Here is a 20,789-nt window from a genome sequence, read left to right on the forward strand (position 1 = left end):
GGGAACGAAGTACGGGATGAAAAGACTCATCGCATTCATAACCGTCGTGGCCGTCACAACTGGAATTATGGTTTGGACAAGCCCTGGTCTGCTTCGAGATGTACATCTTGGCCTGGATCTGAAGGGTGGATTTGAGATTCTTTATGAAGCCGAGCCTTTCGATAGCGGGGCTAAGGTTACAAGGGAATCATTGTTAAAAACGGCTCAAAGCCTGGAGAAGCGCGCTAACCAGCTCGGTACAAGCGAGCCGGAAGTAACGACAGAGGGAACGAACCGGATTCGGTTGAAGCTTGCTGGCGTAACCGATGAGAATGAAGTTCGGAAGCTGATGAAGAAGCCATCAACTTTGACGTTCCGCAGTAAGGATGGAACGGAGAAGGCGCCTGAGGAGTTCAATAAGATTGAATTAGTCGGTACCGACTTTGTAGAGGGCGGAGCTTCCGTTCAATTTAATCAGCTGAATCAACCAGAAATTGCAATAAAGCTGAAGGATAAGGATAAGTTCTCCCAAATTACCGAACGGCTGCTAGGGAAGGAGCTAGCGATTTTTCTTGATGAGGAATTGTTGTCCGCTCCTGTAGTTCAGGCTGTATTAAGAGACGGAACGGCTTCGATTAGCGGAAGCTATACTCGGGACGAAGCGAATGACTTGCGGGATGAGATCAACCGCGGTGCCCTGCCGCTTAAATTAACCGAGAAGTATTCACAAAGCGTGGGAGCTACATTAGGGAAGCAGTCCCTTTTTCAGACGATTCAAGCAGGTTTGATTGCCTCCCTGTTTATATTGATATTTATGATTTGGATGTATCGCATTCCAGGCCTGCTGGCCAGTTTCGGCCTCATTTTGCATACCTGGCTGCTTATTTTAGTCTTTAATTTTGCAGACTTTACATTGACCCTGCCCGGCATTGCGGCTATCGTGCTTGGGGTAGGGATGGCCGTGGATGCCAACATCATTACCAATGAGCGAATCAGGGAAGAAATGCGGCTCGGAAAGAGCATCATGTCTGCGGTTAAAGCGGGTAGCAAGCACTCTTTCCGTACGATTATGGACTCGAACATCACGACGATCATCGTTGCGATCGTCATGTATATTTTTGGTACGGGAGCGGTCAGAGGCTTTGCCCTCGTCTTGATCGTCGAAATTGTGCTCAGTATCGCCACCAATATTTATTTCATTCGTTTCCTGCTGAACCTGCTGCTCAAGGCGGGTAAGCTGAAGAAGCCGAAATATTTCGGTGTAAAGGAGAGTGAAATTGGTGAGCTCTAAAAATAAGCTATTACATTTGGATTTTATACACATTAGCAGACGCTGTTACACATTCTCGATTATATTAACGATTATTGGAGTTATTTCGTTGGCCGTTTTCGGGCTTAACTATAGCGTTGATTTCAAAGCTGGATCAAATGTCGATATTGCGTTTACAAAACCCGTTACGTTGGAGCAGGTTGAGCCGGTTCTGGAGGAACTCGGCATTTTGGAAGGAACGAAGATTACTCCAGGGGCGGATCGTATGTCCATTCGCTTTAACGAGGTTCTGAATGAAGACCATGATCACCAATTGAAGAGCGAAATTATGAAGCTCGACAGTGAGGCGTCCATGGAGATTAACACGGTAGACCCAGAAATGGCCAAAGAGCTGGCGGCAAACGCGATGTGGGCTGTATTGCTGTCAAGTTTGGGGATTATCGTGTATGTAAGCATTCGCTTTGAATGGCGTTTTGCGGTCGCTGCAATTACTGCCTTGCTGCATGATGCTTTTATGGTGGTAACGATCTTTTCCATCTTCCGTCTAGAGGTTGATCTAACCTTCATCATAGCGGTTCTTACCATTATTGGTTATTCCATAAATGATACGATCGTTATTTTTGACCGAATTCGAGAAAACCTGCGGTTTGCCAAACATAAAACACGCCAGGATTTGATCGATATCGTAAACAAGAGTGTGTCCCAGACAATTATGCGGTCGCTGTATACCGCGTTAACCGTATTTATTGCAGCTCTATTCTTGCTCTTGCTGGGAGGAGCTTCGATCAAGATGTTCTCGCTGGCCATGGTAATTGGGCTTTTAATCGGGGCATACTCCTCGATCTTCATTGCCAGTCCGCTGTGGTTTGTGCTTAAGAGCAGGCAGAAAAACAAACCGGCCAAAGCGTCCTAAACGACGGTTTGCCATTTGCTTGGCAGGAGTGAAGCCGCGTCTCGATGATGGACGCGGCTTCGCCGTCTTCATGGTAATAACGGGTTCAGGAGGGTTATTATGATTCGCGAACAAGCTGTGCCATCTGATTCTGCCGCTTGGCTAGGCATTGTGAACAATGTCATTCTAGCTGTATTCAAAGGGGTGGTAGGTTTGCTCTTTGACAGCCGCGCATTGCTTGCTGACGCTTTATATTCAGCATCAGATGCAGCAGCGGGCATTGCTAAGAAGGTTCATTTGCCGCAAGCGTTCAACAAGCGGAGTGGGATACGGCCTATGACAAGCAGGAAAATTACGGCAGAACCGCTCATAGCGAGTTTATTTGCAGCTTTTCTGTTCATGGGTGCTTTGCAAATGGGAGTGAATTCAATTTCTGCAATGGTGAACGGGAATGTTCTCGCGCCAGGTTATATGTCCGGAGTAGCTATTGTTATATCGATTGCTTTGAGAGAAATCGTATTTCAAATACAGCATCGCCAGAATCGCAAGCATTCGGGGAGTACCTCTCTATCCTACATTGAAATGCAAAGGCATTCCTTATATACTTCTATTGTTGTTCTTTTGGGTGTCTTTGGGGCGATGACTGGCGAAGCATGGGATATCCCGCTGATGCTGTATATAGACCCGGCAGCCGCTCTGATTGTAGCTTGTCTTGTCTTTTGGAAAGGGTATCGGCTAATCTTTGGGGCCATATACAGCAAGCCAAAATCCAAGGCGCAGATGGAAGATAAGCTGCCATTCATTGAAACTGTACAAAGGGTTCACGGCGTCATTACTGTAGACGAAATGAAAATAAAAGACAGTGGCCATTATATTTCCGTCGCCGCAATGATCAGCGTAAATCCTCGAATTTCTGTTTTGGAGGCTAATCATATTGCGAATCGCGCCAAAATATTGCTTCTGAATCGCTTCTCTCAGATTAGCGATGTTAATATACAAGTTATGCCCTATGATCCGGGCTATCCTTACAAAAGTAATTATGAAGGATCAAATAATGATCTGCCTACATTGCTGCAATGAGGCAGAAGGATGAGAAAGAAGGTGCTGTCAGGTTGCTTCATCCGAAGTACCGTTGGGTTGGTTTACATAGTGAGGAGGATGTCGCTTCACAGCTTGCCGAGCAGCTTGAAATACCAAAAATATTAGCTTCCTTGCTCGTTAGTCGTGGCATTCAGGGTGTTCAGGAAGCGCAGCATTTTTTACAGGGGACGATGGATGATCTCCACGATCCTTTTTTGCTTAGCGGCATGCAGGAAGCAGTGGCTCGAATTAGGAGAGCGATCGAGCAAGACGAGCAAATTTTAATTTATGGCGACTATGATGCGGACGGCGTATCTTCTACAGCACTCATGATTTGCTTAATGCGTCATTTGAATGCCAGGTATGAGTACTATATCCCGCATCGATCGAAGGAAGGGTATGGACTTCATATTGCTGCCTTAGAGCCATTTGTGGAGCGTGGATTCACGCTAGTCATCACCGTAGATACAGGAATTAGTGCAGTAGAGCAAATCGCCTATGCGAACGCCGCAGGCATGGATGTCATCGTTACCGATCATCACGAACCACCGGAAATTCTTCCTGAGGCTTACGCGCTCGTCAATCCGAAATTATCTTCCTGTCCATACCCGTTTAAGGGGCTTGCGGGCGTAGGGGTAGCCTATAAATTAGCAACAGCCCTGCTTGGCAATGATACGCCTGCTTCGTGGACGGAGTTGGTTACGTTAGGGACGATAGCGGATTTGATGCCGCTTACAGATGAGAATCGAATTTTGGTTACGAACGGATTGAAGGCGATGTCCTATTCCAGTTTTCCGGGGATAACCGCTCTGATGGGGGCATCAGGCTATGCTAAAGGAGTGAAGGAAGAGGTTTCATCGAATCAAGTAGCATTCGGACTTGCCCCTCGTATTAATGCAAGCGGACGGATGAGCCATGCGAATCAGGCTGTTGCTCTGTTAACGACAGAAAATATGGAAGAGGCAGAGAAGATTGCCGAGGAATTGGATATCCTGAATAAAGAACGTCAATTGCTTGTCGACCGTATTGTTCAGGAGGCTGAGGCCCAGTTAGCGGCGAAAGAGGCTGAGGGCTCGATTCCTCATGTCATCGTATTGGCGGGAGAGGGATGGAATCCAGGGGTCATCGGGATTGTCGCTTCTAAAATATTGGATCGATATTATCGTCCCACCCTTGTCTTGGGCATAGATCCGGAAACGGGGGTATGCAAAGGCTCCGCCCGTTCTATTCCCGGGCTCGATATTTTTGAAGCTCTTACCCATTGCAAAGGCTTGCTGGAGCATTATGGAGGACACCCGTCGGCGGCAGGAATGACCCTGCAGCGCGACCAGCTTAACAATCTTGAAGAGCAGTTGAATCGGTTTGCAGAAGGTGTGCTTGGCGAGGAGCATTTTGTACCGATTATGCACACGGATTTAGAGTGCTCCTTGTCGGATATCTCGTTGCCGGTCATTGAACAGTTAGAAGGACTTGCCCCGTTCGGCATGGGGAATACTTGCCCTAGGCTGCTCATTCGCGGCGCCAAGCTAGTAGAATCACGACCATTGGGGAAGGAAGGCAAGCATATGAAGCTGCTGCTGAGCCAAAATGGAACCATGATGGAGGCTGTTGCATTCGGCAAAGGCGAGCTGTTATCCCATTTGACAGAAGAGGCGAGAGTCGATGTGGTTGCCGAAGCCAGCATCAATGAATGGAACGGTTCCCGAAAGCCGCAATTGATGGTTCAGGATCTTGCGGTTCCGCATATTCAGGTGTTCGATCATCGGGGATCCAGATATCCCGTCAACAAGTTGAATGAAATTAGAAGCGAGCTTACAGTGAAGCAATCGCTGGAGCAACGAATGATTGCCATCGTCACGATGGAAGATTCGAATGCAGCGAAAAATTATGAATTGAATGATACCCCTTGTTGGATATATGATAAGGACGTTGGCGTAATTCCTAGCAATACGGCAGCTCTAAAAAACGGACAAAGCAGGGATGATATAAAGATATTGTTCGTACTTGAAACTCCTGAGTCATCCGAAATATGGCATAAAATGATGAGCTCATTCTCATCGCTCGAAAGGGTGTATTTGTTCCATTCCACGAGGGAGAGACAGGAAGCGATTCTACCGCCTTCCAGAGAGCAATTTAAACAGATTTATGCGCTGTTGAAGCATCAGGTTACGGCTCCCACTCAGGAGGAAGAGCTTATTTCCAGCCTCATGCAGCGTACTCGACTATCTCGGAGGATGCTGGTCATGACGCTGGAGATATTTGAGGAGCTGGGATTCATATTCCGTCGTACCGGTACCGTAACAATGAATCAGGCACCAGCCAAACGAGCGCTCGATTCGTCGCGCCGTTATTTGGAGCTGGAAGGGCTGGCTGAAATGGAGCAGATTTTGCACCATGCTGGAATACCACAAATTACCCAGTGGCTAATGACAAATCAGCAAAATGTATCTTAGCATTCGCTATTTTATTTTATAAGTATGCTGTTGTTATGCGCTAACTACTAGGAGGAGATTGTATTGGATTTCAAAGAGTACATTCGCGTTATACCCGATTTTCCCCAACCAGGAATCAGCTTCAAGGATATCACGACATTGCTCAACAATGGAGAGAAGTACCGAGAAGCGATAAACGAGCTTAAGAACATGGTGTCCGATCTAAAGATCGACTTGATAGCCGGCCCGGAAGCGCGCGGTTTCGTCGTAGGTGCTCCTTTGGCTTATGCTCTTGGCGTAGGCTTCATCCCCATCCGTAAGAGCGGGAAATTGCCTTATCAAACGATCGAGGTCGGTTATGATCTGGAATATGGATCCGATCGGTTGGCTATGCATAGCGATGCTGTCAAACCAGGGCAGAACGTCTTGATTGCCGATGACTTATTGGCTACGGGGGGAACCATCTCCACTTCGGTTAAGTTAGTGCGCGAGCTAGGCGGCAATGTGGTAGGAACGGCATTCTTAATCGAATTGAGCGAGCTGAACGGCCGAGACAAATTGACAGGAATCGACGTGTTCTCGTTACTAACGTATTAAAAAAAGCGTAAATAAAAAGTGTAGAAAGGCAGCCTACTTTGGCTGCCTTTTTGTGCTTGATTTTTTGAAAATTGGAAAGATAATGGAATGTTTACGAAAATGATTATGGACGTTTCGCACTACGAATAATGCTATTTTTTAGTGTTTTCGCCTTATTTAGTTAGGAAATAGCAATAATTTCTTGACCTTGCTGTGGTATGAGACTAACAATAGGGGAGTACTCGCTAGTCAGGCATGCGGAAGTCTTGTAACTATTATACCTGAGGAGGGTTCCATTGAAGAAGCTATTATCGTATGTGCTCGTTATGGCCGTAGGAATGTCGCTTTGGGCGACAAGTTTGAATGCGTTTTCAGGAGAAGTGATTATAGGCAAAGGATCATATTCGACGGTACTTCCCCCAGGAGCAACAGATGCACCATCCAGTATATACAAAACCTCTAACGTTATTGGTAAAATGCCTACAAATGATTGGTGGAGCAACCTGGCATGGGATCCTCATTCCGAGGCTCAGTATCCGCATCCTCTGGCGATGAAAAATCAAGAGGATGGCATGCGCATTTACTATCCTGGTGCAAGAATATCGGCTCAGCCAGGATTTGTCGCTGGATGGATGAGTGATATTCATGATTTCACTGTAAGCCATTCTGCCACAGCCTCCTTCCCGGACGCTAAAGTCGATGGGTTCAGCGATTGGTTCGTGAAGGCGCTGTACCAGCAAGGCAGCAGTGCTATGAACGTATCCTACGGACATGGTTCGCCGTATGTATACTTTACTTTTACTGGAGGGGATCCGAAGCTGAATTTCTATACGCCGCCGACTGTATGGTCAGGTAATAGCAGCAGTTCTGTTCTCGGTGTCACAATTGAAGGTGCGCATTACGGTTTGTTTGGTGCAACAGGCAGCACATGGAGCGGTATTGGAAGCAATACGCTGACTAATCATCTAAACGGCAAAGACTATTTCTCCATTGCGGTTCTTCCGGATAACTCAGTAGATACCTTGAATAAATTTAAAGAATACGCTTATTCCCATATCACTGATACCAAAGCGGACTATTCCTACAACGAAGCTTCCAGTGAAGTAACGACCACTTTCACGGCTAGTACGGTAGCTAAAGAAGGCAATCAATCCGGGACGATCTTTGCTCTTTATCCGCATCAGTGGAAGAATTCTCCGGTATCGACGCTTCCATACACGTATCCTTCCGTACGCGGTCAAATGAAGACGGCGGAGGGGACGACTTTTCAAACAATCATGAAATATAACGGGGTTCTGCCTGCGCTTCCGGATCTTGGGGCATATGACAAAGACATTTTAAATCAATATGTAAACGAGGCGGCAGCCGAGCAGTATACAGGAGCAACGGATACGTATTGGACGGGAAAGCGCTTAGGCAAGCTTGCTGTACTGGCTCCTATTGCTGATCAGGTTGGCAACTCGGCCGCAGCCGCTCAATTCCGATCGGAAATTAGAGGTATTCTTGAGGACTGGTTAAAGGCGAGTAATTCCTCGGGAAATTTGAAAGCATCCAATGTTTTTTATTACAACGATAATTGGGGTACCATCATCGGTTATCCTGACAGCTACGGAACAGCCAATGAGCTGAATGATCATCATTTCCATTATGGGTATTTCATCAAGGCTGCAGCGGAGATTGCCAGAGCAGATAAGGATTGGGCTAGCGACGCTAGTTGGGGCGGGATGATTGAGCTGCTTATACGTGATATGGCCAATGTAGATCGCGGGGATTCCATGTTCCCATATCTTCGTAATTTTGATCCTTATGCCGGCCATTCGTGGGCTTCCGGGCATGCCAAGTTCGGGGACGGTAATAATAATGAATCATCGTCGGAAGCTATGAATGCTTGGGCAGGACTTATCTTGTGGGGAGAGGCCACAGGAAATAAAACGATTCGCGATGCGGGAATTTATCAATATGTAACGGAAATGAATGCGATTAATGAATACTGGTTTGATGTGCATAATACGAATTTCCCGGCAGGATTTACTAAAGAGACGGCTAGCATGGTTTGGGGAGGCAAGACAGTGGGCGATGCAACTTGGTGGACCGACAATCCAACGGAAGTTCATGGCATCAACTGGCTGCCAATCACATCCGTATCGCTTTATTTGACGCAATATCCTGAATATGCGGAGAGAAATTACAGTGCGCTTTTATCAGAGAGCGGTGGTAATTTTAGTCCTTGGGAAGATCTCGTGTATATGTACCGGTCGATTTCCGATCCTGCGGATGCCAAAGCTAAATTCAGTGCCCGCGTATCTCAACTAATTCCGGAGGCAGGGAACTCTAAGGCGAATGCGTATCACTGGATTCATAATTTAGATGCGTTAGGTCATGCGGATGCCACGGTTACGGCAGATTATCCGATCTATGCGGTGTTCAATAAGAATGGCGTGAAGACCTATGTAGTCTACAATATGACGAGCAGCGTGAAGACGGTTCGTTTCTCGGATGGGCATCATGTTACCGTACAGCCGAACAGCTTTAATGTCGGAAATGGCGGAGGTGAGGGCGGTGAAGGCCCAGATACGATGGCTCCAACAGCTCCTGTCGGCTTGAATGTCACGGGAAAAACAGCGACAACGGTCAGTTTAAACTGGGAGGCGTCAAGAGATAATGTTGGTGTGACGGGATATGAAGTATATAGCGGAAGCAGCCTAATAGCCGAGGTGTCGGAGACGACAGCAGTAGTTAGCGGGCTGGCACCGAATAAAGCTTATACTTTTTCGGTCAAGGCAAAGGACGCAGCAGGGAATATTTCTCTAGCCAGCAATAGTGTTGATGTTACGACAGCCCCATCTGATGAAGGTAGTGGGGAGATAGTTACGGATGAATATGCAGTTGATGTAAATCGGTATTCTGCTTCAGAGATCAGGATAGTCTTCATTCCTACAACGCCAGCGCTCTACGTTGATATTCATTACACCTTATCGGGAGGTCAGCAGCTTAATTACCGAATGGCGAATCATAACGGTATTTGGGAGCAGAGTATCGGAGGATTACAGGCTGGGGACGTAGTAGATTATTGGTTTACGTATGAGAAATCAGGGCCACAGTATGATTCTCCTCATTATACGTACACGAATTAACTAATCTGAAAAGGAAAGCATGCGAAGCTTGTAACAAAAGGTCGAGTCAGGAATGTAATTATTTCCTACTCGACCTTTCTTACTTGATATATTGATAAGCCTTCCTCGTGCCTTAATGAGCCTCCTTCTCGTTGGAAATGCCCAGCACATCGATCAGCTTAAAGAACAAGCTCATCAAAATACCGATGATGGTAGCTAGCGCCATACCTCTCAACTCCACATCTCCCATTTTTAGCGTTGCGCCGCTAAGACCGATGACGAGAACGATGGTAGCCAGCAGCATGTTCGTTGGCCGGGAGAAATCGACCTTCTGCTCTACGAATATGCGCAGTCCGGAAGCGGCGATAACTCCGAATAGCAGTAGAGATACTCCGCCCATAACCGGTGTAGGAATAAATGCGATCATCGCCGAAAATTTACCGGAGAACGAGAGCAGAATGGCAAAGATGGCTGCGCCGCCGATGACAAAGATCGAGTAAACCTTCGTCAGGGCCATAACGCCGATATTTTCTCCATAAGTCGTGTTCGGTGTCGATCCGACAAATCCGGATAACACGGTCGATATTCCGTTACCGAGCAAGGAGCGGTGCAAGCCGGGATCTTTGGACAGGTCTTTGCCCACGATGTTGCTTGTCACTAGCAAATGCCCGATATGCTCAACAATAACGACCAGCGCTACTGGAATGATCGTAATGATCGCGGATAGATTCCATTGCGGTGTTGTAACGGTTGGCATGGAAAGCCATGGGGCAGCTGCGATGGCCTCTGTATTAACCTTGCCTAGGGAATAAGCCAGGCCGTACCCGACGACGATGCCAATGAGGATGTGAATGATCTTCGGGAAGCCGCGGAACAAAACAGCCCCGAGAACCGTGACCCCGAGCGTAACGAGGGATAGCATAATATCCGTCGAATTCGGCGTCCAGGCTTGGGTCGGATCAGAATTGATCAAGCCAGCCATGCCGGCAGCAACCGGAATCAGCTCCAGCCCGATCAGCGCTACGATCGCCCCCATAGCTGCCGGAGGGAATACAACGTCGATCCAGCCTGTACCAGCAAACTTGATGAGAAGGGCGACAGCGATAAAAATCAAGCCCGTTACGATAAAAGCACCTAATGCGTAAGAATAGCCCGCACCCGGGTGAGTAGCCAAAACTACGCCGACCGGGGAAAGAAAAGCAAAGCTCGATCCGAGGTAAGCAGGAATTTTTGCTTTACAAATCAGGATATACAGCAGCGTTCCGATCCCGTTCATAAGCAGGATCATCGCCGGATCCACTTTGAATATATTCGGTACAAGAACGGTGCTGCCGAACATAGCAAAAAGGTGCTGCATACTTAGCAGAACACCAGGCCCGAAAGGAACTTTCTCATTAACTTGAATTTCGCGTTGCAAACAGGGTCACTCCTCTAAACGTTCGTATTTAGTTATCCTTACTAGGATAATGACATTGTCCGCATTTTTCAACATAAAATATTATACAGTTCTAAATTTTATTAAAAAAGACCCGGAATTCGCCGTCCGGCGAGCTTCGGGTCAAGACAAAGATATGAGAGCTACTTAAAATTATTCGCTTGCTGCTCGGCGAAATCGCCAAGGTAGGGTACTTTGAACCATTTTCCTTGCAGAGCCAAAAGCATGAGCACGATCCAGAGCACGAAAGATAGCGCGCCGACGAGAAAGGAGACGAACGGGCCGATAAAAGGGATCCAGGAGAAAAAGATGTTGACGACAGTCAGCAGGCCGAATACGATAATCGATTGCATGGCATGGAATTTAACAAATCGGCTTTGCTTCTCAATGACGAGAAAAATAATTCCCGTAATAAAGGTGAGCGCATAACATAGTAAACCGGCGACTTTCGGATCAAGGTTGGTGGATGAAGCGTCAATGTGCGGTTCGTTCATAAGTATAAAAAACCTCCTTAGTAACAATATGTATTTTGCTAAATAAAAAATATTCGCTATGAATGAAACTAATTCCTGTTTAATCTACAAAATTTTTAGAAAATATTTAATAAAACAACGTTATAGAAAAATGGGGAAGGAAATAAGTTTATATTTACTCTCCTAGCGCAATGGTTGACGTAAGTGGACGCAGGAGTCATAATTATAGGAAATCAAAATGGGGCAAAAAGTGCCCTTTTACGTGATGTAATACAGCCTTATTTTATATAGAAAGGAAACGAATCGGATTCAATGGGCATAGAGCGATTACTCGAAAAGGCGTCTTCTTACATTAAAGAACCGGATCTCAAGCGCATTCGGGAAGCATATGACTTCGCGGAACAAGCCCATCATGGACAGCTGAGGAAATCCGGTGAACCTTATATTCTGCATCCGCTCGCGGTTGCGGAAATTGTCGTGGGCATGCAAATGGATGTTCTTTCTATTATTGCGGCCTTGCTTCATGATGTCGTTGAAGATACGACCGTTTCCTTGAAGGAAATTCATGATCACTTCGGCAGCGATTGTGCCATGCTTGTTGACGGGCTAACCAAGCTGGAGCGCATTAAGTTTCAATCCAAGGAAGAACAGCAAAATGAAAACTATCGAAAAATGTTCATTGCCATGGCACAGGACATCCGGGTGATTGTCATTAAGCTCGCGGATCGCCTGCATAACATGCGGACGCTAAAATTTCAATCCGAGGAAAGTCAGCGCCGCATTGCCTATGAGACATTGGAGATTTTTTGTCCTATCGCCCATCGGCTTGGGATCTCGGCGATCAAGTGGGAGATGGAGGATATTTCCCTCCGTTACTTAAACCCGCAGCAATATTATCGGATTGCCAATCTGATGCACAAGAAGCGGGCTGAGCGGGAGGAATTCATTAAGAATGTCATCGCCAAAATTCAGGAGAAGCTGGATGAGATGGGCGTTGAAGCAGAGCTATCGGGTCGTCCGAAACACATCTACAGCGTCTACAAGAAGATGACGACGAAGAACAAGCAGTTTAATGAAATTTATGATTTGCTGGCTATTCGGATTATCGTAAACAATATTAAAGACTGTTACGCTACCTTGGGGATTATCCATACCCTTTGGAAGCCGATGCCTGGGCGGTTTAAGGACTATATCGCCATGCCGAAGGCCAATATGTATCAGTCTCTGCATACCACCGTTGTGGGCCCGACTGGAGAGCCTACTGAGGTTCAAATCCGTACGAAGGAAATGCACCGGACTGCGGAATACGGGATTGCCGCCCACTGGGCGTATAAAGAAGGAACGGACGCGGCCACGCCGGAGAACAAAATGACGTTCTTCCGTGAAATATTGGAGCTGCAGCATGAAGCCAAGGATGCTTCGGAGTTCGTAGAGTCGTTAAAGATGGACTTTTTCTCCGACCTTGTATTTGTCTTCACCCCATCGGGGGAAGTGATAGAGCTGCCGAAGGGCTCCGTACCGCTTGACTTTGCCTATCGTATTCATACCGAGGTGGGCAATCGGACGATCGGGGCTAAGGTGAATGGACGGATTGTTCCGCTGGATCATAAGCTTAAGACAGGCGATATTGTCGAGATTCTGACGTCGAAGCATTCTTATGGACCGAGTCAGGACTGGCTCAAGATCGCCCAGTCCTCCCATGCCCGCAGTAAAATCAAGCAGTGGTTTAAGAAGGAGAAGCGGGAAGAGAATGTGGAGAAGGGCCGCGATGCTATCGAGCGTGAATTGAAACGCGCAGGCCTTGATGCTCCGCAATTTATGACGGAGGATAAACTGCTTGAAGCTGCGAAGAAGTATGCCTTCAACGATGTTGAGGATATGCTGTCCGCCATCGGTTTCGGGGGGATCACGGCATCCCAAGTTGTGACCAAGCTGACGGAGAAGCTGCGCAAAGAGCAGGAAGAGGCAGAGCAAATCGAGTTGACCTCTGAAGTCAAGGAAGTTAAGGCTCCACCCGAGGTGCGAAGATCCCGGCCAACGAACGGGGTCGTTGTTAAAGGCATCGATAATTTGCTTGTTCGATTTGCCAGATGCTGCAATCCGGTGCCGGGAGACGATATCATCGGCTATATTACCCGGGGCCGCGGAGTTTCCGTTCACCGAAGCGATTGTCCGAACATTCCTACTGCGAACGACGGGGAAGAAGCAGCACGCGTCATCGAAGTGGAATGGGAAAGTGCGGTTGAAGCGAACTATAGCGTCGATATTGAAATTACTGGGCATGATCGCCGCAACTTCTTAAATGAGGTGCTGCAAGCCGTTTCGGAGAGCAAAACAAATATTTCTGCGGTTTCCGGACGTGCGGATAAGAATAAGATGGCGCTCATCCATATGACGATTCTCATTCGCAACACAGACCATCTTCATTCTGTCGTGGAGAAGATCAAACGAGTTCAGGATGTATATACAGTTCACCGCATTATGCAGTAATTCAGGTGCAGGGTTGGAAATAAAGGAGATATGAATCGATGAGAATTGTTGTGCAGCGCTGCAAGGAGGCGAAGGTTACGGTTGATGAATCCGTGATCGGTCAGATTGGGCCCGGCTTAATGCTGCTCGTCGGCATCACGCATGAGGACACCGAGAAAGAGGCGGCGTACCTGGCGGATAAAATCGCCGGACTGCGGATTTTTCAAGACGATGAAGGCAAGATGAACCGGAGCGTAACGGATATTGGTGGAGCAATATTGTCGGTGTCCCAGTTTACCTTGTACGGGGATTGCCGCAAGGGCAAGCGACCGAGCTTCGTTGCTGCAGCAAGGCCGGATGCAGCTGAGCCGCTGTACGAGCATTTTAACCGTTTGCTTCGCGATAAAGGCTTGGTGGTCGAGACGGGTGAATTCGGCGCAGATATGGACGTGCAACTGACGAATTGGGGCCCTGTAACTTTAATGCTGGAAAGCCATCAACCGCCAAAGGCGGAAACGCCGTAGCGTCAAGAACTAGAATACGATTTCTCTTTTCAGGGCATTCTGGAGAAGAGAGATCGTATTTTTTTTCCTAAAAATTGCACAGCCTCATATTTGATAAAGGAGTTCTTCTCATGCGACAGTCTCTAAAGGCTACTCAATGGAAATATCCTTCGCTTATTCCAGCGGGAGATCGAACTGAAGCTCGCATGCTGTCTCGCACAGCCAGGACTGAGGAGTACGAGTGGATTCAGCTGGAGTTTAAGCCGGGGCGGGAGCTAGTCCCCCGTTCCGGAAGCTAGAGCCAAATCGGCTCTCTTTTACATGGAGACGGCGAATTCGGGACGTTAGTGCCTTGTTATAAAGAATGCCGTTCCGGGTAATAACATGCGAGAACAAAAACACTGGAAGGAGAGGAATGCCATGAGTAAGGTAGCTTTTTTACTGGCTAACGACTTTGAGGATTCTGAAATGCAGGTTCCATATGACGAGGTGAAGAAGGCGGGACATGAAGCTGACATTATCGGCCTTAAAGAAGGGGAGACGTTGAAGGGGAAGCAAGGAAAAGCTGAATATCAGGCGGATAAAGCTATTACTGATGTCAAAGTGGCGGATTATGACGCCGTGGTCATTCCTGGCGGTTCATCTCCCGAAAATCTTCGCTTAAGCGAGGGGATACTGCAATTTGTTAAAGAGGCGAATGAGGCTCAAAAAACGATCGCTGCCATTTGCCATGGCCCGCAAATATTGATTAGTGCCGACCTATTGAAGGGCCGCACGATCACATGCTACCCTCCGCTAAAAGACGATGTGATCAATGCTGGAGCTGAATTCAAAGATCAGGAGGTTGTCGTCGAAGGCAACTATATTACTTCTCGAACACCCAAGGATGAACCAGCCTTTGTACGTGAAATTCTAAATGTGTTGTAATTGACGGGGAAGCCAGTTCTTTCCCGATCATTGGATGATAAGGAGAGATCGACATGGCCAAGCATATTCAAGCCTATTTTAGGAGTGAGGATCAGGCGGAGGGAGCAAGGACGAGCCTGCTCTCGTTTGAGACGGAGCAAGTCGAGGTGGGACGCCTGGAACAATCGATCGGAGGCGACAGCGGCATACTTGTTCCGTTCGTCCCTGTCAACAATAGTGCGACAGGAGGCACTTACGGCGCGGTAGGTTATCCCGGGGCGGCGGGAGGACAAGGTATCATTCCGGTCGTAGGGCCTGACGGTCCTATAACCGGCGAGGATGAAAATGAGGAACAAATCGAAAATAGAAGGAACAGGTATGAATCGGATTCTGTCGTTGACCTGAATGATTTTGGCGACGAGGATTATGACAGCTTGAAATATGTTCTGAGCGTTAAGGTTCAGGACAAGGATTACGATGCTGCTGTCCATAAACTGCGCTCTCAGGGTGCCTATGTAGCGCAGCTTGATGAAAAATAAGCGCGAAATAAATCGCTTTCGTTTATGTAATATAACTGTAATATTACTTTCATGTTCCTTTAACATAGCTTGTTTATAATAACAGCATGACCCCCTTTTAATATATACTTTTTGGACCTGCACCCCGTTGGTAGCAGGTCTTTTTCTTTGGAAGGCTTGACTTTGTGTGAGGGGTTCCTTAAAATCTAAAAATATACGTAATTTCTTTAATACTTTTATTCGATGACGGGAGAAAGTAATTCAGCCCCACATCCACAGAGAGGAATCCCGGTAGGAGGGTGTATGATTGTTTTGAGCTTGACTCGGAATCATATGCTGATCATGACTGGCTGGAAGGATTCTGGTGATGATTGAACGAAAGACTTCCCTGAGAACCGACGGCGAAATAGCAGCAGAGTAGCCGAGCGGCGTAGGCGGGCGTTAACCGCATAAAGCGAATACCGTTTTCTGGACGGGAATGAATGATCAAGAACTTTGTTCCCGGACAGCAGCTAACGGCAATCGGAATGTGGGTGGCACCACGGGTGATTTGGTAAATGATCTCTCGTCCCTGTTTGATTTATGAACAGGGACGGGAGTTTTTTATTTTCACAGCTTAATATGATGTTAGATGGAGGGATGGGACATGGCTTTTCAAAAACCGACAGGCACGCAGGATATACTGCCCGGTACTGTAGAAAAGTGGCAATTCATTGAAGAGAAAGCCAGAGATTTGTGCCGTCGATTCAATTACAAGGAAATTCGCACCCCGATCTTCGAACAGACAACATTGTTTGAACGCGGAGTCGGAGAAACGACGGATATTGTCGAAAAAGAAATGTACACATTCATCGACAAGGGGGATCGTAGCATGACGCTGCGGCCGGAAGGAACGGCGGGCGTCGTTCGCTCTTATGTCGAGAACAAGCTGTATGGCGAACCGGACGTAACCAAGCTGTATTATATCGGCCCTATGTTTCGTTATGAGCGCCCGCAGGCTGGTCGCCAGCGTCAGTTCCATCAATACGGCGTAGAAGTATTCGGCGCCTTTGATCCGGCGATAGATGCTGAGGTGGTAGCTCTTGGATACCAGTACTGCCGAGAGCTTGGCTTACAGGAAGTTAAGGTTGAGCTGAACTCCGTCGGCAATCCGGCAAGCCGCGCCGCCTACCGCGACAAGCTGCTCGGATTCCTCATGCCGATGAAAGATGAGCTGTGCAAGGATTGCCAGTCCCGGATTGAGCGCAATCCGATGCGTGTGCTCGATTGCAAGGTGGATCAGGACAAGTTTGCGGATGCCCCTTCCATTCTGGACAGCCTTGATGAAGAGTGCACCGCGCATTTTGCTGAAGTGCAGGAGTTGCTTACGGCGATGGGAATTGAGTATGTTATTAACCATCGTCTCGTGCGCGGCCTGGACTATTACACGCACACCGCGTTTGAATATAAAGCCCAAGGCATCGGAGCGATCGATACGATTGGGGGAGGAGGGCGCTATAACGGTCTTGTCGCTGATGTGGGCGGCCCTGACCAACCAGGCATTGGCTTTGCTATCGGCCTTGAGCGAATCGCGCTTATCCTGGAAAAGCAAGGGATTAGCGTCTCTGCGGAGAAACCGCTCGATGTCTATCTTGTCGCCCTAGGTGAAGCCGCTGATAAGGAAATTACGTCACTGTTGTTCAAGCTGCGTCAGGCCGGATTTACTGCTGAACGCGACTACCTAGGCCGCAAAATGAAGGCGCAAATGAAGTCCGCTGACCGAATGAAAGCTCGTTACACCGCCATCCTTGGCGATGATGAGCTGGAGCGGGGCGAAATCGCCCTTAAGTCGATGGAGACCGGCGAGCAGCGCACCGTCAAGCTCGCTGAGCTTGTGAACGAGCTGAAGTAGGCAGCAGTTGCCCTGCATCATGGTGAGCGAATCCCCGTAAGGGGAGAGCGTCTCCTTAGAAGAAAGCAGAAGTAAGAGCCGTAAGCCATGCTGTTAGCAGTAGAAGCTTTGCATCTTAGCAAGCGTATCTCCGCAGGAGAGAGCGCAACCCGCAAGAACCCATTGCCCTGCACCAGTGTGAGCGAATCCCCAAAGGGGACAGCGCCCACTAAGCTCGGTAGTACCGCCAATACGCACTCCCGTAGCAATTATAGCCCCAATCGCAGGAGCGCCGGCGTAAAGCGGGCCCGTCAGGGCGGCAAGCGGCTGATAGCACCATACCATGCCCAGGTGAGCCGAAAGCAGAAGAACTATGCAGCGTGTTTGCCAGGTAACCCGGGAGCGCCAAAAGTAAGACGTACCCGAAGGGGGAAAAGCGTTCCATACACCAACCCAGCGCATTCCCGAAGGGAACAGCGGCTGCAGGAGCACCTCTTCACCTCCTACGTTACTCCAGTTTGCGGGAGTCCCGAGGGCAGCGAGCCCTCGGGGGCCCTCCCTTACGGTAAGGGAGGGTTTGGGTGGGTTGGGAATATACTAAATGAAGGAGCCATAAATCCATGAATCGTACTCATCATTGCGGATCGCTTAGCGCCGCGCATATTGGAGAAACTGTAACCCTGAACGGCTGGGTGCAAACCCGCCGTGACCTCGGAGGCGTCCTGTTCATCGACCTCCGCGACCGCAGCGGTATCGTGCAGATCGTATTCAACCCTGCTTATTCCGGCCAAGCGCTGGATATTGCCGATAAAGTGCGCAGCGAATACGTCCTTGCCGTTCAAGGTAAAGTAGTACAGCGGGATCCCGAGACGGTGAACCCGAACCTGCCGACAGGGGAAATTGAGATTCAAATTACGGAAATCGAAGTGTTGAATGCGGCAAAAACACCTCCGTTCTTCATTGAAGACGGTGTAGAAGTAGACGAGTCCATCCGCTTGAAATATCGTTACCTGGATCTGCGTCGTCCAGAAATGCAAAAAACATTATTGCTTCGCTCCAAAGCGGCGAAAGTATTCCGCGACTTCCTCGACGGGGAAGGATTTATCGAAGTGGAAACCCCGATTCTGACGAAGAGCTCTCCGGAAGGTGCGCGTGATTATCTCGTACCAAGCCGGGTGCATGCGGGCGAGTTCTTCGCCCTGCCGCAATCGCCGCAGTTGTACAAGCAACTGTTGATGGTCAGCGGCGTAGAGCGATACTATCAAATCGCTCGCTGCTTCCGAGACGAGGATCTTCGTGCTGACCGCCAGCCTGAATTCACTCAGGTGGACATCGAGACCTCATTCCTGTCCCGTGACGAATTGCTGGACATGATGGAGAGACTCGTGGTACGTCTGTTCAAAGAAACAAAGGGAGTCGATATTCCTACACCATTCCAACGCTTGACCTATGCAGAAGCGATGGGCAAATACGGTTCCGACAAGCCTGACCTGCGTTTTGGCCTGGAATTGATCGAAGTTAACGACATCGTTTCTACTTGTGGCGTTAAAGTATTCTCTTCCGTCATCGAAAAGGGCGGCGAGGTTAAAGTGCTTAACGCTAAAGGCTGCGGCACATGGAGCCGCAAGGAAATCGATGATCTGGGGCCGTTTGCAGCTCGGTACGGAGCAAAGGGTCTTGCTTGGATTCAAGTGAAGGAAGGCGAATTCCGCGGACCGATCGTTAAGTTTTTCACCGAACAGGAAATTGAAGCGCTGAGAGAGCGTACAGGCGCAGAAGAAGGAGACCTCTTGCTCTTCTCCGCAGATACCAAGAAGGTCGTAGCTGATGTTCTCGGCAACCTTCGCCTTAAAATCGGTCGCGATCTCGGTCTTATCGACGATAATGTGTACAAATTCGCATGGGTTGTCGACTTCCCGCTGCTTGGTTGGGATGAGGATCAGAAGCGCTATGTCGCTGAGCATCATCCGTTTACGCGTCCTCGCGATGAGGATATCGCATTGTTCGATACAGATCCGGGCAAAATTCTAGCCCAAGCCTATGACCTTGTGCTCAATGGATACGAAGTGGGCGGCGGATCGATGCGGATTTACAAACGCGACGTTCAGGAAAAAATGTTCAAAGCAATCGGCTTGTCCCCAGAAGAAGCGCAGGAGAAATTCGGCTTCCTTCTAGACGCCTTTGACTACGGTACTCCTCCGCATGGCGGCGTAGCCTTCGGATTCGACCGTCTTGTCATGCTACTGGCTGGCCGCAACAATCTGCGCGAGACAATTGCATTTCCGAAGACGGCAAGCGCGACAGATCTGCTTATGAACGCACCATCCGAAGTCGACGCGCCTCAATTGGAGCAGCTTCATATTAAACTGGCTGTAAAACCGGCTGAAGATAAAAAACAATAATACTTTAGCAAGGAACGGGTACGGCTCCCTGATAGGAGGCCGTAGCCCGTTTCTGCTTCCATGAAGGAGGAGTGCGGGAAATATGCTTCATCAGTTTTCACGAACAGAGCTGGCCATCGGGGCAGAAGGTCTGGAAGCATTAAAGAACAGCACGGTCGCAGTACTAGGGATCGGCGGGGTTGGAGCGATTGCTGTAGAGGCTCTCGCTCGGACGGGAGTCGGACGGATTATCCTTATCGATAAAGACGTCGTTGATATTACGAACCTTAACCGTCAAATCCATGCATTAACGACAACGATTGGTCAGAAAAAAGCGGATTTGATGTGCGAACGGGTAAAATTAATTAACCCGGAATGCGAGACGATTGCACTCAACATGTTCTATACGGAAGAAACCTATGAGCAGTTGTTCCAGTATGATATCGATTACGTGCTGGATGCCTCGGATACCATTATGTACAAAATCCATCTCATTAAAGAATGCCTGAATCGGAAAATTCCGCTCTTGTCCAGTATGGGCGCTGCTAACAAGATGGATCCGACCCGGTTCCAGGTGGCGGATATTTCAAAAACATCGGTTGACCCGATGGCCCGTGTCATTCGCACAAAGCTGCGTAAAGACGGTATCAAGAAAGGGGTTAAGGTGGTATTCTCCACCGAAGAACCGGTCAAGCCTCGGGAGGATGTAACCAAGAAAATTGCTCCGGAAGGCGCTAAAATCCGTAAAGCGAAGCAGCCGCCGGCCAGCAACTCATACGTTCCACCTGTGGTTGGACTCATTATGGTCAGCGTAGCTGTCCGGGAATTGCTTGAGAATAACGGGATTAAAATATAAATTAGCGATTGCAAAAAGCGATCCTGCCTTTTGAAG

The 20,789-nt window shown here is 48.4% G+C and carries 17 protein-coding genes; 14 read left to right on the top strand and 3 right to left on the bottom strand.

Annotated features, from left to right (window positions below; genetic code table 11):
• Positions 1–16: 16 nt before the first annotated feature.
• The 6 genes from secD to CZ379_RS11815 all read left to right on the top strand — a co-directional run bounded on the left by secD (position 17) and on the right by CZ379_RS11815 (position 9,363).
• Positions 17–1,270 carry a protein translocase subunit SecD gene (gene secD / locus CZ379_RS11790; RefSeq protein ID WP_110931793.1) on the top strand — a complete coding sequence of 418 codons (1,254 nt, stop codon included), beginning with the start codon at positions 17–19 and terminating at the stop codon, positions 1,268–1,270.
• Complete coding sequence (gene secF, locus CZ379_RS11795; RefSeq protein WP_110931794.1) at positions 1,260–2,162, top strand: protein translocase subunit SecF; 903 nt, start codon at positions 1,260–1,262, stop codon at positions 2,160–2,162. The genes secD and secF overlap by 11 nt, the downstream gene beginning before the upstream one ends.
• Before the next feature lie 99 nt (positions 2,163–2,261).
• The gene (locus CZ379_RS11800) at positions 2,262–3,221 is read left to right on the top strand and encodes a cation diffusion facilitator family transporter (RefSeq protein ID WP_110931795.1); all 960 of its coding nucleotides are present in this window, start codon (positions 2,262–2,264) and stop codon (positions 3,219–3,221) included.
• Between the two features lie 32 nt (positions 3,222–3,253).
• Positions 3,254–5,674: a single-stranded-DNA-specific exonuclease RecJ gene (gene recJ, locus CZ379_RS11805; protein ID WP_234404895.1), complete on the top strand. Its 2,421-nt coding sequence runs from the start codon at positions 3,254–3,256 to the stop codon at positions 5,672–5,674.
• Positions 5,675–5,737: 63 nt separating this feature from the next.
• Positions 5,738–6,250 (top strand): adenine phosphoribosyltransferase, encoded by a 513-nt coding sequence (locus tag CZ379_RS11810; protein ID WP_110931797.1) that lies wholly within the window; start codon positions 5,738–5,740, stop codon positions 6,248–6,250.
• Between the two features lie 275 nt (positions 6,251–6,525).
• Positions 6,526–9,363 carry a glycosyl hydrolase gene (locus tag CZ379_RS11815; protein WP_407668662.1) on the top strand — a complete coding sequence of 946 codons (2,838 nt, stop codon included), beginning with the start codon at positions 6,526–6,528 and terminating at the stop codon, positions 9,361–9,363.
• A 112-nt stretch (positions 9,364–9,475) separates the two neighbouring features.
• Here the strand turns inward: CZ379_RS11815 and uraA are convergent, their stop codons facing one another.
• Both uraA and CZ379_RS11825 read right to left on the bottom strand, forming a co-directional pair.
• Positions 9,476–10,759 carry a uracil permease gene (gene uraA / locus CZ379_RS11820; protein WP_110931798.1) on the bottom strand — a complete coding sequence of 428 codons (1,284 nt, stop codon included), beginning with the start codon at positions 10,757–10,759 and terminating at the stop codon, positions 9,476–9,478.
• A gap of 161 nt (positions 10,760–10,920) precedes the next feature.
• Positions 10,921–11,271, bottom strand: coding sequence for a DUF4870 domain-containing protein (locus CZ379_RS11825; RefSeq protein WP_110931799.1), 351 nt, complete (start codon positions 11,269–11,271; stop codon positions 10,921–10,923).
• Between the two features lie 291 nt (positions 11,272–11,562).
• On the opposite strand from CZ379_RS11825, the gene CZ379_RS11830 reads away from it, so the two are divergent.
• From CZ379_RS11830 to hisS, 6 genes are all read left to right on the top strand, one after another.
• Positions 11,563–13,740 carry a RelA/SpoT family protein gene (locus tag CZ379_RS11830; protein ID WP_110931800.1) on the top strand — a complete coding sequence of 726 codons (2,178 nt, stop codon included), beginning with the start codon at positions 11,563–11,565 and terminating at the stop codon, positions 13,738–13,740.
• A gap of 38 nt (positions 13,741–13,778) precedes the next feature.
• Positions 13,779–14,243: a D-aminoacyl-tRNA deacylase gene (dtd, locus tag CZ379_RS11835; RefSeq protein WP_110931801.1), complete on the top strand. Its 465-nt coding sequence runs from the start codon at positions 13,779–13,781 to the stop codon at positions 14,241–14,243.
• A 110-nt stretch (positions 14,244–14,353) separates the two neighbouring features.
• Complete coding sequence (locus CZ379_RS26165) at positions 14,354–14,521, top strand: hypothetical protein (protein WP_199925583.1); 168 nt, start codon at positions 14,354–14,356, stop codon at positions 14,519–14,521.
• Between the two features lie 121 nt (positions 14,522–14,642).
• Positions 14,643–15,149, top strand: coding sequence for a type 1 glutamine amidotransferase domain-containing protein (locus CZ379_RS11840; protein ID WP_110931802.1), 507 nt, complete (start codon positions 14,643–14,645; stop codon positions 15,147–15,149).
• A gap of 53 nt (positions 15,150–15,202) precedes the next feature.
• Entirely contained in the window at positions 15,203–15,667 is a 465-nt protein-coding gene (locus CZ379_RS11845; protein WP_110931803.1) for a hypothetical protein, read from the top strand.
• A 625-nt stretch (positions 15,668–16,292) separates the two neighbouring features.
• Complete coding sequence (gene hisS / locus CZ379_RS11850) at positions 16,293–17,537, top strand: histidine--tRNA ligase (protein WP_110931804.1); 1,245 nt, start codon at positions 16,293–16,295, stop codon at positions 17,535–17,537.
• Positions 17,538–17,630: 93 nt separating this feature from the next.
• Here hisS and CZ379_RS11855 read toward each other — a convergent pair whose 3' ends face one another.
• Positions 17,631–18,008, bottom strand: coding sequence for a hypothetical protein (locus CZ379_RS11855; RefSeq protein ID WP_110931805.1), 378 nt, complete (start codon positions 18,006–18,008; stop codon positions 17,631–17,633).
• A 128-nt stretch (positions 18,009–18,136) separates the two neighbouring features.
• Here CZ379_RS11855 and aspS point away from each other — a divergent pair, with 128 nt between their 5' ends.
• On the top strand, positions 18,137–19,918 hold the full coding sequence (aspS, locus tag CZ379_RS11860; RefSeq protein ID WP_110931806.1) for an aspartate--tRNA ligase: 1,782 nt from the start codon (positions 18,137–18,139) through the stop codon (positions 19,916–19,918).
• Positions 19,919–20,000: 82 nt separating this feature from the next.
• On the top strand, positions 20,001–20,753 hold the full coding sequence (locus CZ379_RS11865) for a tRNA threonylcarbamoyladenosine dehydratase (RefSeq protein ID WP_110931807.1): 753 nt from the start codon (positions 20,001–20,003) through the stop codon (positions 20,751–20,753).
• Positions 20,754–20,789: the final 36 nt, after the last annotated feature.

The organism is Paenibacillus bouchesdurhonensis, assembly GCF_900155685.1.
GTDB classification, from domain to species: Bacteria; Bacillota; Bacilli; order Paenibacillales; family Paenibacillaceae; genus Fontibacillus; species Fontibacillus bouchesdurhonensis.